The organism is Myxococcus dinghuensis (assembly GCF_024198235.1).
In the GTDB taxonomy this organism is placed as follows: domain Bacteria; phylum Myxococcota; class Myxococcia; order Myxococcales; family Myxococcaceae; genus Myxococcus; species Myxococcus dinghuensis.
This window is the reverse complement of the sequence record NZ_JAKCFB010000014.1, coordinates 19068-32296: the sequence shown is the minus strand read 5'-3', so window position 1 is coordinate 32296 and position 13229 is coordinate 19068. Positions and strand designations below refer to the sequence as shown.

Here is a 13229-nt window from a genome sequence, read left to right as displayed (position 1 = left end):
CCGGAAGGGCGCACCCAGTCTAATCCTCCGCCCGCCGTCCCGCTGCCCGGCTCCTCCACCAGGCGGCCGGGCGGGTCGGCGCTCAGAGGGTGTCGTCCCCGAGCAGGAAGCGCCCCGTCCTCCACAGGCTGGTGATGTCGTGGACATCCAGCGAGAAGCGGGGAACCTGGATGAGGGGGATGCCCGGGCAGGCGGCCTGGAGCTGGGCGATGCCCTGGCGGTCCTGCTCCGCCAGCACCTTCAGTTCGCGCAGCGTCTGCTCCACCTTGTCGCGGCGGCCGGGCGCCACCGTGGCCACGTCCTTCCACATGGCCTCGGTGGGCATGGGGTGGACGCGGTTGACGACCAGCGCCACCACCTCCATGCGGTGCTGCTTGAGCAGGGTGTTGAAGTGGATGGCCTCGTCCATGCGCTCCGGGTGGGGGCTGGTCACCAGCACGAAGCCGGTGGACGCGTCCTCCAGCAGCGCCCGCACCCCGCGCGCGCGCTCGCGGAAGCCCTCGTTCATGCCGGACAGCGACAGCATGAAGCTGGAGAGCTCCTGCAGCATTTCCGTGCCGGTGAACTTGGACAGGCCGCGCAGGACGTAGCCGCTCTTGTTGAAGAGGGACAGGCCCAGCTTGCCCGCCTTCATGGCCGGGGCGAGCAGCCACTTCGCGGCCTCGTTGTCGAGGAAGTCGAGCACGCGGTTGGGCGCGTCGAGGAAGTCCAGCGCGTGGGCGGTGGGGGGCGTGTCGAGGACGACCAGCTCGTACTCCCCGCGCCGGCGCAGCTCCCACACCTTCTCCATGGCGATGTACTCCTGGCTGCCGGCCAGGGCGGTGGAGAGCGACTGGTAGAAGCGATTGGCGAGGATGCGCTCGCGCTGGTCCGGCGGGGCGACGCGGGTGATGAGGTCGTCCCACGTCTGCTTCATGTCCAGCATCATCGCGTGGAGCGTGGCGCGGGGCGTGACGCCCAAGGGCTCCAGCGCGGAGGCCGGCACGCGCGTCTCCGCGTTGCCCAGCGCGGACAGGCCCAGCGAGTTGGCCAGGCGCCGGGCCGGGTCGATGGTGCACACGAGGCTCGAGCGGCCCTCCACCGCGGCGCGCAGCGCCAGCGTGGCGGCCACTGTCGTCTTCCCGACACCGCCGGAGCCGACGCAGATGAGGACGCGCTTGCGTGCGAGCGCGGGACCCAGGGCCGTCGTGCTCACGTCTCCCCCATCACCAGTGCTTCGAGGTGCCCCATGACCTGTTCGATGGCCTCGCGCCCGAACGCGGGCAGGAACAGCCGGGGGACGTTGACCACCGGCACGTGAAGGTTGCGCTCCAGCTTGGTGCCCGCGAGCACCGTCAGCGCCGCGCGGTCGTGGTGGGCCTGGGCCACGTCACGCAGCTCCGGGCAGCCCGCGAGCGCCTCCAGGTCCGCCGCCGTGAAGCGCTCGGGGATGGCCTGGTTGAGCACGGCCGCGTGGGTGCGCAGGTGGACGCGGTCGGTGAGCGCCGCGTGCAGCTCCAGCGCCTCGTTCACCGGCATCTCCTCCGGCAGCGCCACCAGCACCGCCGCCGTCACCGCCGGGTCCACCAGCAGGTCGCGCATCTTCTGGGCCTCGCGCGACAGGGGGCCGGGCGGCACCGTCTGCACCAGCACCTGCGGCACGCTGAGGAAGGAGATGGCGTGGCCGGTGGCCGGCGCGTCCAGCACCACCGTGTCGAAGCGCCACCGTCCGTCCGGCAGCTTCTCCTGCAGGTGGAACATGATCTTCCCCAGCAGCACCAGCTCCTGGAGGGAGGGGATGAAGCGCAGGAAGTAGCGCGCCAGCCGGTTCTCGAAGACCGTCTTGTAGAGGGCCTCGAAGCGCAGGACCATGAGCCCGTACTCGCGCATGGCCTCCTGGGGGCGCACGTCCACCGCCCACAGGTTCTCCTCCAACAGGGTGATCTCCGGCCCGGCGGCGGGGTGCTCCAGGAAGCGGCTGATGCGCTCCTGCGTGTTCACCTCGCACACCAACGTCCGTCGCCCCGCCCGCGCCGAGCGCAGGGCCAGGGCCGCGGCGACGGTGCTCTTGCCCACGCCACCCTTTCCGGAGACGACCCACAACCGCTTGTCCAGAAGCCCAGCCATAAGCGAGCGGCGAACCGTAGGAATCGTCCCTCCAGGAGTCAACGCGTTTGGCCCTGCCTGGGTGCCCAGCTTGACACGTCGCGTTGCCCCCTCACAGAGTGCGGCGTCTTTTTCCCGACGTCCACCGCCCGAGGTCGGTCGGCGGGTAAGGTCCCTTCCATGCTCAAGAACAACCCGGTGATGAAGAAGCTCGTGGAGACGGGCGAGGAGCGCGTCGGCAAGCTGGCGCAGCAGCTCCTGTCGAACGAGAAGTTCGTGGCGGCGGTGCAGACGCTGGTGTCGCGCTCGCTGGCGGCGAAGGGCACGCTGGACACGGCGCTGCGCACGGCGCTGTCGGCCATGAACCTGCCGTCCACGGCGGACCTGGAGCAGTTGCGCTCGAAGGTGGACGACCTGGAGCGGCTGCTCACGGCGGTGGAGGGCAAGGTGGACACGCTGGTCGCGTCGAAGTCGCAGGCCGCCGGCAAGAAGTAGGCGGACCGCGACGTGCTCCGGACCATGCGGCGCATCGCGTTCATCAACGAGAAGGGCGGCACCTGCAAGACGACGTTGGCGGTGAACACCGCCGCGTGGCTGGCGCGGGAGCGCGGCCTGCGCGTGCTGCTGGTGGATCTGGACACGCAGGGCCACGCCAGCAAGGCGTTGGGCCTGGACGTGCGCACGCTGCCCCGCAACGTCTTCCACCTGCTGACGGATGGGGCGGTGCGGCTCGAGGACGTGGTGCGGCCGTCGGCCGTGCAGGGGCTGGACGTGGTGCCCGCGTACAAGGAGATGGCGGACTTCCCGGTGGTCGTGGCGGCGGACGCGCGCCGGGCACACCGGCTGGCGGACCGGCTCCAGGCGGCCCAGGCGGCGGGCTACGACGCGGTGGTGTTCGATTCTCCGCCCTCCATGGGGCTCACCACGCGCAACATCCTGGTGGCCGCCACGGAGGTGGTGGTGCCCGTGGCGCTGACGTACCTGGCGCTGGACGGCTGCGCGGAGGTGGCGGAGACGGTGCGGCAGGTGGGCGAGGCGGAGGGGCGGCCGGACCTGGGGGTCACCAAGGTGGTGCCCACGCTGTACCGGAAGACGGCGCTGGCGACGGCCATCCTGGAGCGCCTGCGGGCCTACTTCCCGGAGTCCCTGGCCACCACGCCCCTGGGCTACGACGTCAAGGTGGACGAGGCCCAGAGCCACGGGAAGACCATCTGGGAGTACGCGCCCTCCAGCCGGGGCGCGCGCATGCTGGCGGCCATCGCGGCGGAGATCCACGGCGGGCCCGCTCCCCGGAAGCGGAAGCGGGCACCGCGCGACGCGTAGCGGACTACTCCTTCTTCGACTGCTCCATCTGCTCGAGCTTCTTCTCCAGCTCCTCGAGCCGCTGGGTGAGCGACTGCATGTCGCGGCCCAGGGCGGGGAGGTTGCCGGTGAGGTTCTCGACGACGTGCTTGACGCGCTCGTCGATCTTCCGCTGCCAGTCCTCGAACGCGCGCTGGCTGGCCTTGAGCAGGTCCGCGGGAGACAGGCCCCCCGCGGCCGCCGCGGAGTCCACGGTCTGCACCGGAGGCTCCTCGACGGCGGGCTTCACGCCATCCTCGCGGCGCAGCAGCTTGTCCAGGCGCGACTCGGCTTCCTCGCGGATGGAGGCGACCCGAGGGCTGACCTCCTTCTGGATGAAGCCGGAGATGGACTCGCCGGGGTGGCGGATGATCTCCCGCAACACCGACAGCGGCATCTGGTTCTTCTTCTTCTCTTCCTCGAAGATGATCTGCGCGAGCGTGACCGAGGTCAGGTCTTCTTTCGTGCGGTTGTCGACAATCCGCACCTCGGTGCCCTCTTTGATCATCGCGGCGATTTCATCGAGCGTCACGTACCGGCTCTCGACCGTGTCGTAGAGCTTCCGGTTCGTGTAGCGCTTGATGATCTTCGGCTCCTTGCTCGGAGCGCCTGCTTGCTCGGCCTCGCTCATTGGTCTCTCCGCCCCTTTTGGGCTCGACTCCAACGCCGGATTTCACGCCTGAGTCTCGCAGGGGCGAACCTCGTACCACTGGGGTTGGAGGCGAGCAAGCAGCGAGAAACCGGGTTCGCCGTGCCCGCCCGGTGGTCCTATACTCGCGCCCGCCCAGGCCAGCTCTGAATGATAGTCAAGTGCGCGCAGTGCCAGACGCGGTTCAAGATCCCCGACGAGAAGGTGACGGACAAGGGGGTCAAGGTCCGCTGCACCAAATGCCAGAACACGTTCCGCGTCACCCGCGAACCTGGCGGGGAGGACGCCGGTGGGTCTGCGCCTCCTCCTCCGGCCGCCCAGGCCGACCCGTTCGCCAGCTTCGGGGTCGCTCCTACCCCGAAGCACGTGGAAATCACGAGGCCCGGCTACTTCGCGCTGGGCGTCGAAGCCACGCGGACCGCGCCGGATGACGCCTCGCGTCCATGGAACAGCATGGACGGCGGGCTCGATACCGAGGACGGCGTGTTCCGCGAGCCCACGCGTATCGGGCCGCTGCCCCTGCCTCCTCCTCCGGGGCCCTCGGTGGGAGGTCCAGGGGCCGTCGCGCTCCCCGCGCCTCATGGCGCGATGCGTGAACCAGTGGACACTTCCTCCGGGCTCTACGGTGGCGCCGTTCCCCCCGGGTTCGACGCGCCACCGGTCGACATGGGCGCCGTGCCGCTGCCGGGTGTCGCGGGACCGCGTGTCGCGCCGCCGCCGCGGGCCCAGGTTCCCCCGCCCGCCACGCGTCCGCCGCCTCCGGTGGCCTTGCCCGAACCGGATCCGTTCGCGGAGTTCATGTCGGGGCCCGCGCCCGCGGGGCCCTCCGCGCTCCCCGGCCTCGATGACCTGCCCGCGCCGGTCGCCTCTCCGTCCGCCGCGAAGGGGGCTGCCCCGGGGCGTGCCGCGCCGCGTCCTCCTCCTCCCGAGCCGGATGCGGACCCGTTCGGCTCCATCGAAATCGATGACTCGACGATGGCGGGGAGCCCCGCGTTCGCCGCGCCGCCCGCGTCCCCGCCGAGCGTCGAGGAGGATCCGTTCGGCTCCATCGACATCGACGACACGACGGTCGCGGAACCTCGGCCCTCGCCCCAGGCCGTGCCGCCGCTCGCCGCGAACCCCGCACGGGCACCGAAGCCGGCGGGAGCCTTCGCGCTCGACGACATGACGTTGCCGGGGCGCCCGCCCGTCGGGGCGCCCCCCGCGCGAGCACCGAAGCCGGCGGAGGCGCTCGCGTTCGACGACATGACGTTGCCGGGGCGCCCGCCCTCCGCGCGTGTGCCGAAGCCGGCGGAGGCGCTCGCGTTCGACGACATGACGTTGCCGGGGCGCCCGCCCCCCGCGCGTGTGCCGAAGCCGGCGGAGGCCCTCGCGTTCGATGAGATGACGCTGCCGGGGCGCCCGCCCTCCGCGGCGCCCGCTCCCGCCGCGCCAGCGGAGGCGGACCCGTTCGCTTCGCTCGACATCGACGACGCGACGGTGCCCGGGCGTCCTCCCCAATCGGCGCCGCCACCCGCCGCCGCGCCGCGCCCGCTGGCCGAGACGACGGGGTTCGCGCTCCCGGGCCGTCCGCTCCAGGGTGTCCCGGGGGCCGCCGCCCGGCCCGGGCCAGCACGGCCACCCCAGGCCGCTCCGCCGGCGACTCCGGGTCTGGGGGTGGGGGGCCTTGGGCACCCCGCCGCACAGCCGGGCGCCACGCCCGTGGGGCAGGGGCGCTCGCCGGGCCTGGATGGCCTGGGGCACCCCGCCGCGCAGCCGGGCGCCACGCCCGTGGGGCAGGGGCGCTCGCCGGGCCTGGATGGCCTGGGGCGTCCCGCCGCGCAGGGGGGCTCGTCGGGCCACGTTCCCTCGCCAGGGACGCCAGCCGCGGCGAGCGCGGACCCCTTCGCGCTGGATGCGCCGCCCCCCGCCACGCGGCCGTCCACCTCGGGCCCCACGCCGCCGCCGCTGGGGGGCGCGGACCCGTTCGCCTCGCTCGACATCGGCGATGCGACGGAGACGGGGGTAGCGCCAGCGCCCGCGCAGGATGCGCGGGACCTGTTCGACCTGGCCGGAGACTCCTTCGGGGAACAGGCCGGGCTCCAGCCCACCGACACGGGGCGCGCCGCGCTGTTCGGTTCGCCGTCCGAGTCCGAGTCCGAATCCCTGTCGGTGAGCTCGTTGCTCGGCGACGTCCCGCCCGCGGACACCGGCCTGGGTGTCTCCCTGGGGCGCGTGGGTACGTCCGGGGTCGGCCAGCGCGAGGTCCTGGACCTGGGCGAGCCCGGGGCGGGGGCTCCAGCCGTCTCCGTGGTCAAGCCCACGGCGCGTCCCGAGGACGTCGGCATCCCCCAAGCGCGGCCTCCCAGCCGCGTGCGCAAGGTGACGGCGCTGGTGCTCAACCTCGTCGTGGCCGCCGTGCTCGTGGTGGGGCTGGGCGCGGTGGGGCTCGTCTACCTGCGCGAGGGGCGGCTGGACCTGTCGGTGCTGTCACCCGAGCAGCTCGAGGCGCTCTTCCTCCCCGAACCCAAGTCCTTCGTCGCGGTGGACGTGTCCAACGGCCTGTACGAGACGCGCGCGGGGCGGCCCGTGTTCTACATCCGGGGCGAGGTGGAGAACCGCACCGCGCGCCCCACCCATGTGCGCGTGCGCGGCGCGTTCTTCGACGGCGACCAGCGCGTGCGCTCCGCCGAAGGCGTCGCGGGGGCGGTGGCCACACCCGAGGAGCTCCACGCCGTGGACAACGCGGAGGCCGCCACGGCGCTGCGCCAGCGCCTGGACGTCGCCTCCGTCGCCGTGCCCCCCGGGGCCCGAGCGCCCTTCCTGCTCGTGTTCCAGGAGTACCCGAAGGACCTGGGCAGCTTCCGCCTGGAGGTGACGGCGGACGCGGCCTCCGCACCGACGCCGCCCGCGCACGTGGCGCCGGCGCCCACGGAGTGAGTCGTCATGCCCACGCTGGATGAGGCCCGCACGGTCGCCCGTTTCATCCACGCCCTCAGCGGCGGCGCGGAGGTGCGCCGCAAGGCCGCCGCGCGCGAGCTGTCGCGCGGCGACCCGGGCGACGCGAACGAGCTGGTGGGCCACCTCATCTCCCTGGCGCGGGGCGGCTGGGAGCCCGCCTCCTGCGTGCTGTCCGACTTCATGTCCGCGCTGGAGCGCGAGGCCGAGCACATCCCCCACGTGGGCGCGCTGCGCCGGTTGGCCCACGTACAGTCGCTCGACACCGTGGCGGACCTGTTCGTCCAGGGCCCCGCGAAGCGGGAGATGGACCCGGACGCCGCGGCCCGCGCGGACGCGACGGCCTTCTCCCAGTCCCTGGGGCACCTGAAGCAGCAGGCGCGCCTCACGAGGGACCCGGACACGCTGTCGCGGCTGGCCACCGTCAGCGACCCGTCCGTGCTGCGCAACGTGCTCATCAACCCGCGCCTCACCGAGGAGCTGGTGGTGCGCATCGCCGCGCGCCGCCCGGCCCGGCCCGAGCCGCTCGTCGAAATCTGGAAGTCGTCCCGCTGGTCCGTGCGCCACGCGGTGCGCCGGGCGCTCGTCTTCAACCCGTACCTGCCCCCGGAGGTCGGCGCGAAGCTGGTGCCGCTGCTCAACACGAGCGACCTGCGCGAGCTGACCCGGGACAACGGCGTGCACGCCTCCCTGCGCGCGCAGGCCACCCGGCTCCTGGAGGAAGGCCCGCAGCTGGCTCCGCCACGCGGAGCCCCTGGCCACGACTGACGGGGCGTCAGGCTAGCGGCGGCGAGGCTGCTCGGGCTCCGTGTACTCGGCGTCCGACGAGCCCTTGCGAGGGCGGGGGAGGCTCTTCGCGTCGATGAGGTCCTCGCCCTTGGAGGCCTTGCGGAACGAGTAGACGAAGCGGCCCACTGCGTTGCCGAGCTGACCCATGCGGGCGGCCGAGAAGACCACCAGCAGGATGAAGCCGAGGACGATGATTTCTCCGAGGCCGAGGCCCAACATGGTGAGGGCACAGTGCAGCAAAGGGGCGGGGGAGGCAAGCCGCGCGTCCACCCCCGAACGGCCGCCCGCACCCGGGCTGCGCGCAAGGGGCCTTTCGTCGCACACTGGGGCCATGCTCCTGCTTGCCCACCGAGGCGCCAGCGCCGACGCACCGGAGAACACCCTCGAGGCCTTCACGGAGGCCGTCCGCCAGGGCGCGGACGGCGTGGAGCTGGACGCCATGGTGTGTGGCTCCGGCGAGGTCGTCGTCTGTCACGACGAGGTCCTGGAGCGCCTGGCGGGCCTGCCCTGGGAGGTCCGCGCCACCCCCTGGTGGAAGCTCCAGCGCGCGGACGTGGGCTCGTCGCTGGGCTTCGCCCCCGCGCGCATCCCCCTGCTGGAGGAGGTGCTGGACGCCCTGCCGCCGCAGTTGCTCGTCAACATCGAGCTCAAGTGCGAGCGCGTGGGCGACGGGGGCCTGGCGGCGAAGGTGGCGCGGCTGGTGCGCGAGCGCGGCATGACCGAGCGCGTGGTCGTCTCCAGCTTCAACCCCCTGTGCCTGCTCCGGCTGAACGCCGTCGCGCCCGAGCTGCGCCGGGGCTTCCTCATCGACCCGGAGCGCTCCTGGGGCGTGCAGGCGTACGCGCTCAGCCCGCTCGTGTCGTCCCACTCGGTGCACCCGTTCCACGAACAGTGCACGCCCGAGCGCGTCGCCGCGTGGCGGACGGCGGGCCTCCGGGTGGCCGCTTGGACGGTGGATGACGCCGGGCGGGCGCGCGCCCTGGAGCGGATGGGCGTCAGCTACCTCATCACCAACCGGCCCGGCGCGGTGCGCGAGGCGCTGCGCACCGCCGCCTGAGGCCCGACTAGAAGTCGAAGCCCAGCGTCGTGTTGAAGGCGAAGACGGCGGGCAGGCCGCGGTCCTCGGTGACGTTGGGGTTGTTCAGCGTGGGTACGGACACGCTGCCGGTGCGCGTGAGCGACAGCTCCGCGCCCAACTGCAGCACGCCGCCGATGAACCGCACGCCGCCGTAGATGCGCTGGTTCATGTTGTCGCCGAAGGACACCTTCGCGTACTGCCCCGCGGTCTGCAGGGCCGCGCGGGAGTCGTCGTCCGTGGTGCCCTCGTAGCCGCGCTCCGGGTCGAACTCGAGGGTGCTGGTCGTGGCGCCCACGAAGCTCAGGTCCAGGCCGCCGTAGGGCGTCAGCGTCACCATGCCGCCCAGCGGGAACTGCTTGCCCACGCCGATGTCGAGCCCCATCACCGTGAGGCTCAGGTCGCGCGCGCCGAACAGCTTCGTCACGTGCCCGCGCACGCCGACGTCCGGCAGCCACGTGAAGCCCTCGTTGACGGCCCACTTCACCTCGCCGGTGGCCACCACCTGGCTGCTCTTCTCCACCCAGCCCACGCGCCCGCCCAGCTCCAGCGAGAAGGGCAGGCCCTTGCGCACGTGGATCGACGGGATGAGGACCGTGGAGGGCTGCTGGGGCTTCTCCGTGGGGATGGCCACGCTGTCCGGCAGGGACACCACGGACAGCTCCGCGTTGACGGCCCAGGCCGAGTGGCCCGTCGTCTCCGGCGGCATCAGGTTCACCGAACCGATGGCCGCCCCCATGACACGGGCGAAGGCCTGGAAGTTCGCGTTGGCGGCGGCGTTGGTGAGGTTGCCCTCCGCGTCCTGCGCCCTGGGGTTCCCGAAACGGGAGACCTGCAGGTCGTTGTCGTCCGCGTACGCGGCGGCCCCCGAGACACAGGCCGCCAGGGCGAGCCACCGACTGAACGTCCGCATGCGAGTCACCGCCTCCCAGGCGCGCTCCGGCCGGGGGCGCCCCTCTCAGCGTCGGACGCTAAACCCAGCCCGCGAGGAGCGTCAACAAAACGGGCGGCCCACCCTGTGTGTCCCTTTCCAGGGACTCACCGGATGGCCGCCCGGGGTGACGCCCGAGGGGCGTCGACGGCCTACTGGGGCTGGGGCTTCACCGCGCCCGGGTTCGGCCCGGACACCTTCTGGGCCACCTCCGCCGGCCGGCGGCGGATGACGAGCGTGCGGCGGCTGGCGAAGTCGGTGCTCTCGCGGGCCACCACCAGCACGTTGTTGTTGCCCTCCTTCAGCGCGAACTCGGTGGAGAACTTCAGCGTGTTCGGCTCGCCGCCCTTGGGGTCCACGCCCTTGAAGTAGACCTTCTGGTCGTTCACGAGCACGTACACGTCGAGCAGGCCGTTGGGGTCGGTCACCACGCCGGAGAGGGTGAACTTCTCGCCGTTGGCGACGAGCCCGCCCGAGGACGGGTCCGCGTCCAGCTTGATTTCCGGCGGACGGCGCGTCGTCGTCCACGCCAGCTTCGGCGCGGCGGCCTTGGCCGCCTTCACGTCGCGGACGTCCTGGCTGCGCACGAAGGCGAAGCGGCCCTTGTCCAGCTCCACGCGATAGAAGCCCTTGGCCACCGCCTCCGTGGGCAGCACCGCGGCCGCGTTGAGCCTGGCCACCGTGCGGGCGTCCGCCTCCGGAGAGCCGAACAGCTCCGTCTTGTCGGCCACGCGCACCGAGCCCTTCTTCGGCTCCAGCGTCGCCACGGCCGCGTCCTTCACCGGCAGCGCCATCTTCTCCATGACGAACTCCTCGAGCGGCTCGTCGATGATGGCCAGCTTCAGCGGGAAGGTGTCGCCCTTGTAGCCCTTCTTCACCTCGACCTGGAAACGCGCCGTCTTCGTCTCGCCCGGCTTGAGCTCGCCCAGCTTGAAGCGGCCCTGCTCGATGAAGATGTTCGCGTCCCCGCCATTCTTGATCTGCGTGAACGAGTCCAGCGCCGTGCCGGTGCCCACGTTCGTCACGTCGAGCAGCACCGCCACGGACTCGCCGCGCTGCACCACGCCGTCGCCGTTGCAGGCGGTGCAGTCGTCGATGACCTGCCAGTTGAAGGCGAAGGACGGGCGGGGCAGCTCCACGAAGTTCAGCTCGGACACGCGCGTCTCCGGCAGCGCCCCGTGGTCGTCGGAGAAGTGCACCGTCACGTCGTCACGCCGGCTGGTGAGGTCCTTGGGCAGCCGCACCTTCACCTTCCAGGACTTCTTCTCGCCCGGGTTGAGCGCGCCGAAGAGGAACTCGCGGCGGTCGAGGAAGGCGTTGTCGCTCTCCGTCCAGGCGCGCACGCGCTTGAGCGGCTCCTGGCCCTTGTTCTCCGCCGTGACGACCATCTCCAGGAGGTCGCCGGCCGGAATCTTCGCGTCCGGGGACGGGGACACCGTGGCCGCCAGCTGCACGTTCTTCGGCGTGGGGCCGGGGCTCCAGTCCACGCCCAGCGCGGCGATGGCGTTGTTGATGCGCGTCTCCTCGTCGCGGCGCTTCTGCTCGATGAAGGCCTTGCCCTGCTGCAGCTGCTGCTGGCGGTTGGCCGCCGGGGCGCGCACGACGTAGTCGCGGGCGAACTGCACCTCGAAGTCCTCCTTGATCTCCTCCTGCGTCTCCGCGTCGAGCTGGTCGTCCAGGTCCTCGCTCTGCCCGGCCACGTCGAGCAGCGGGTCGTTCTCCCCGTGCTTCTTCTGCTCGGGCTTCTCCGCGGCGGCCGTCTTCGGCTTGGGCTCCTCCTTGGCGGCGGCGGCCAGCTGCTGCTGCTGCTTGGGGTCCACCTTCAGGTACTTGAGGCTCTCCAGCGGCTTCTCGCGGTCCAGCACGTCCTCGCGCTTCTTGGCGACGGTGGAGGAGTCCGGGTTGCCGAAGTGCTGGTCCAGGTCGGCCTCGCCCATGGAGCGGCGCGACGCGAACACGTCCACGCGCTCGTCGGTGACGCGGGTGGGGACCAGCTGGATGTCCGGGACGATGCCCACCTCCTGGATGGAGACGTCGCCCGGCGTCAGGTACTTGGCGATGGTCAGCTTCAGCGCGCTGTCGTCCGGGAAGTCGTACAGCACCTGCACGCTGCCCTTGCCGAACGTCTGCCGGCCGATGATGACCGCGCGGTTGAGGTTCTTGAGCGCGCCGGCCACGATTTCGGACGCGGAGGCGCTGCCGGCGTTGACCAGCACCGCGATGGGGTAGGTGTCCTCACCCTCCGTGGGGCGCGCGCGCTTCTCCTCGCGCAGCTTGTCCGACAGGCCCACCGTCGCGACGATGGTGCCGCTCGACAGGAACGTGTCCGACACCTGGATGGCCTGCTCCAGCAGGCCGCCCGGGTTGCCGCGCAGGTCGAGCACCAGGCCCTTGAAGCCGCCCTTGGCGTCCGCCTGCTTGCGCAGCTCGCCCAGCGCCGACTCCAGGTCGCGCGTGGTGTTGCCCTGGAAGTTCTTCAGGCGGATGTAGCCCACGTTGCCGGCGAGCATCTTGTGCTGGACGCTCTCGATGGAGATCATCGCGCGCGCCAGCGTCATCACCCGGGGCTTGTCCCAGCCGTTGCGCTCCACGGTGATGGTGATGCGGCTGTCCACCGGACCGCGCAGCTTGGACACGGCCTCGTTGAGGTCCATGTTGACGGTGGACTCCTCGCCGATCTTCTTGATGCGGTCGTCCTTCAGGATGCCGGCGCGGTGCGCGGGCGTCTTGGGCAGCACCTTGACCACGGTCAGGTTGCCCTCGCGCATCTGGATGACGAAGCCCAGGCCGCCGAACTCACCCTTCGTGGAGAGCTTCATCTCCCGGTACAGCTCCGGGCGCAGCAGCACCGAGTGCGGGTCCAGCGTGGACAGCATGCCGTTGACCGCCGCGTACTCGATGTCGCGCGTGTCCTCGATGGGGCGCATGTTCTTCGACAGGAAGTCGAACACGTCCTTGAGCGCGAAGGACATCTTCCACAGCGAGTCCACGTGGCCGATGTCGAACTCACGCGCCTTGCCGTTGACGTTGACGTTGAGCTTGCCCGTCTCCGCGTTGCCGTCCACCAGCACGTCCGGGACGCTCTTCTCGACGTACTCCAGCGCGGCGATCATCATCTCCTTGGGCCGCACGCGCTTGGGGTCGACGTAGTTCTCCTTCACGTACAGGATGACCTTGGTGAGGACCCGCAGGCTGTTGAGGTCGTGCGGAGCCTTCTCGCCCTTGGCCGCCGGCAGGCTGCCGTCCCAGGTGTTCTGCCCCTGCCCTGCCTCGGCCGCCCCCATCGTCAGCGGAAGCGGTGCCCGGTTGCTGCCCACGAGGGCCCAGGCGCCGAGGAGCACGGCTACGGCGGCGATGCGGCGGAGAAAACGCGGCATGTGGTTCATCCAAGCTGGAGCGCGTCGCTGCGCCCCGGGGTGTGG

Annotated in this window: 11 protein-coding genes; 5 read left to right on the top strand and 6 right to left on the bottom strand. The window is 71.6% G+C overall.

Annotated elements, in window-relative coordinates; all coding sequences use genetic code 11:
- Positions 1-82: 82 nt before the first annotated feature.
- Together LZ198_RS19600 and LZ198_RS19595 are read right to left on the bottom strand one after the other, a co-directional pair.
- On the bottom strand, positions 83-1195 hold the full coding sequence (locus tag LZ198_RS19600; RefSeq protein WP_253973534.1) for an ArsA family ATPase: 1113 nt from the start codon (positions 1193-1195) through the stop codon (positions 83-85).
- Positions 1192-2106, bottom strand: coding sequence for an ArsA family ATPase (locus LZ198_RS19595; RefSeq protein ID WP_253973533.1), 915 nt, complete (start codon positions 2104-2106; stop codon positions 1192-1194). The genes LZ198_RS19600 and LZ198_RS19595 overlap by 4 nt, the downstream gene beginning before the upstream one ends.
- A gap of 159 nt (positions 2107-2265) precedes the next feature.
- On the opposite strand from LZ198_RS19595, the gene LZ198_RS19590 reads away from it, so the two are divergent.
- On the top strand, positions 2266-2580 hold the full coding sequence (locus LZ198_RS19590; RefSeq protein ID WP_253973532.1) for a hypothetical protein: 315 nt from the start codon (positions 2266-2268) through the stop codon (positions 2578-2580).
- Positions 2581-2604: 24 nt separating this feature from the next.
- On the top strand, positions 2605-3408 hold the full coding sequence (locus LZ198_RS19585) for a ParA family protein (protein WP_253973670.1): 804 nt from the start codon (positions 2605-2607) through the stop codon (positions 3406-3408).
- Positions 3409-3412: 4 nt separating this feature from the next.
- Here the strand turns inward: LZ198_RS19585 and LZ198_RS19580 are convergent, their stop codons facing one another.
- Positions 3413-4057 carry a polyhydroxyalkanoate synthesis regulator DNA-binding domain-containing protein gene (locus tag LZ198_RS19580; RefSeq protein ID WP_253973531.1) on the bottom strand — a complete coding sequence of 215 codons (645 nt, stop codon included), beginning with the start codon at positions 4055-4057 and terminating at the stop codon, positions 3413-3415.
- A 168-nt stretch (positions 4058-4225) separates the two neighbouring features.
- Here LZ198_RS19580 and LZ198_RS43235 point away from each other — a divergent pair, with 168 nt between their 5' ends.
- On the top strand, positions 4226-6994 hold the full coding sequence (locus LZ198_RS43235; RefSeq protein WP_267145478.1) for a zinc-ribbon domain-containing protein: 2769 nt from the start codon (positions 4226-4228) through the stop codon (positions 6992-6994).
- A 6-nt stretch (positions 6995-7000) separates the two neighbouring features.
- Positions 7001-7780 carry a hypothetical protein gene (locus LZ198_RS19570; RefSeq protein WP_253973530.1) on the top strand — a complete coding sequence of 260 codons (780 nt, stop codon included), beginning with the start codon at positions 7001-7003 and terminating at the stop codon, positions 7778-7780.
- A 12-nt stretch (positions 7781-7792) separates the two neighbouring features.
- On the opposite strand, the gene LZ198_RS19565 is transcribed toward LZ198_RS19570, so the two are convergent.
- Positions 7793-8020, bottom strand: a complete 228-nt coding sequence (locus tag LZ198_RS19565) for a twin-arginine translocase TatA/TatE family subunit (RefSeq protein WP_253973529.1) — start codon at positions 8018-8020, stop codon at positions 7793-7795.
- Positions 8021-8132: 112 nt separating this feature from the next.
- Here LZ198_RS19565 and LZ198_RS19560 point away from each other — a divergent pair, with 112 nt between their 5' ends.
- Positions 8133-8858: a glycerophosphodiester phosphodiesterase gene (locus LZ198_RS19560; RefSeq protein ID WP_253973528.1), complete on the top strand. Its 726-nt coding sequence runs from the start codon at positions 8133-8135 to the stop codon at positions 8856-8858.
- Positions 8859-8865: 7 nt separating this feature from the next.
- On the opposite strand, the gene LZ198_RS19555 is transcribed toward LZ198_RS19560, so the two are convergent.
- A complete protein-coding gene (locus LZ198_RS19555; protein WP_253973527.1) occupies positions 8866-9789 on the bottom strand; it encodes a hypothetical protein in 924 nt (307 codons plus the stop codon).
- 170 nt (positions 9790-9959) lie between these two features.
- The gene (locus tag LZ198_RS19550; protein WP_253973526.1) at positions 9960-13193 is read right to left on the bottom strand and encodes an MXAN_5808 family serine peptidase; all 3234 of its coding nucleotides are present in this window, start codon (positions 13191-13193) and stop codon (positions 9960-9962) included.
- Between the last annotated feature and the right edge of the window lie 36 nt (positions 13194-13229).

Coding starts and splice junctions, on each gene's coding strand:
- LZ198_RS19595 (WP_253973533.1), bottom strand. CDS start 2,106: ATGGCTGGGCTTCTGGACAAGCGGTTGTGGGTCGTCTCCGGAAAGGGT.
- LZ198_RS19590 (WP_253973532.1), top strand. CDS start 2,266: ATGCTCAAGAACAACCCGGTGATGAAGAAGCTCGTGGAGACGGGCGAG.
- LZ198_RS19585 (WP_253973670.1), top strand. CDS start 2,605: ATGCGGCGCATCGCGTTCATCAACGAGAAGGGCGGCACCTGCAAGACG.
- LZ198_RS19580 (WP_253973531.1), bottom strand. CDS start 4,057: ATGAGCGAGGCCGAGCAAGCAGGCGCTCCGAGCAAGGAGCCGAAGATC.
- LZ198_RS43235 (WP_267145478.1), top strand. CDS start 4,226: ATGATAGTCAAGTGCGCGCAGTGCCAGACGCGGTTCAAGATCCCCGAC.
- LZ198_RS19570 (WP_253973530.1), top strand. CDS start 7,001: ATGCCCACGCTGGATGAGGCCCGCACGGTCGCCCGTTTCATCCACGCC.
- LZ198_RS19565 (WP_253973529.1), bottom strand. CDS start 8,020: ATGTTGGGCCTCGGCCTCGGAGAAATCATCGTCCTCGGCTTCATCCTG.
- LZ198_RS19560 (WP_253973528.1), top strand. CDS start 8,133: ATGCTCCTGCTTGCCCACCGAGGCGCCAGCGCCGACGCACCGGAGAAC.
- LZ198_RS19555 (WP_253973527.1), bottom strand. CDS start 9,789: ATGCGGACGTTCAGTCGGTGGCTCGCCCTGGCGGCCTGTGTCTCGGGG.
- LZ198_RS19550 (WP_253973526.1), bottom strand. CDS start 13,193: ATGAACCACATGCCGCGTTTTCTCCGCCGCATCGCCGCCGTAGCCGTG.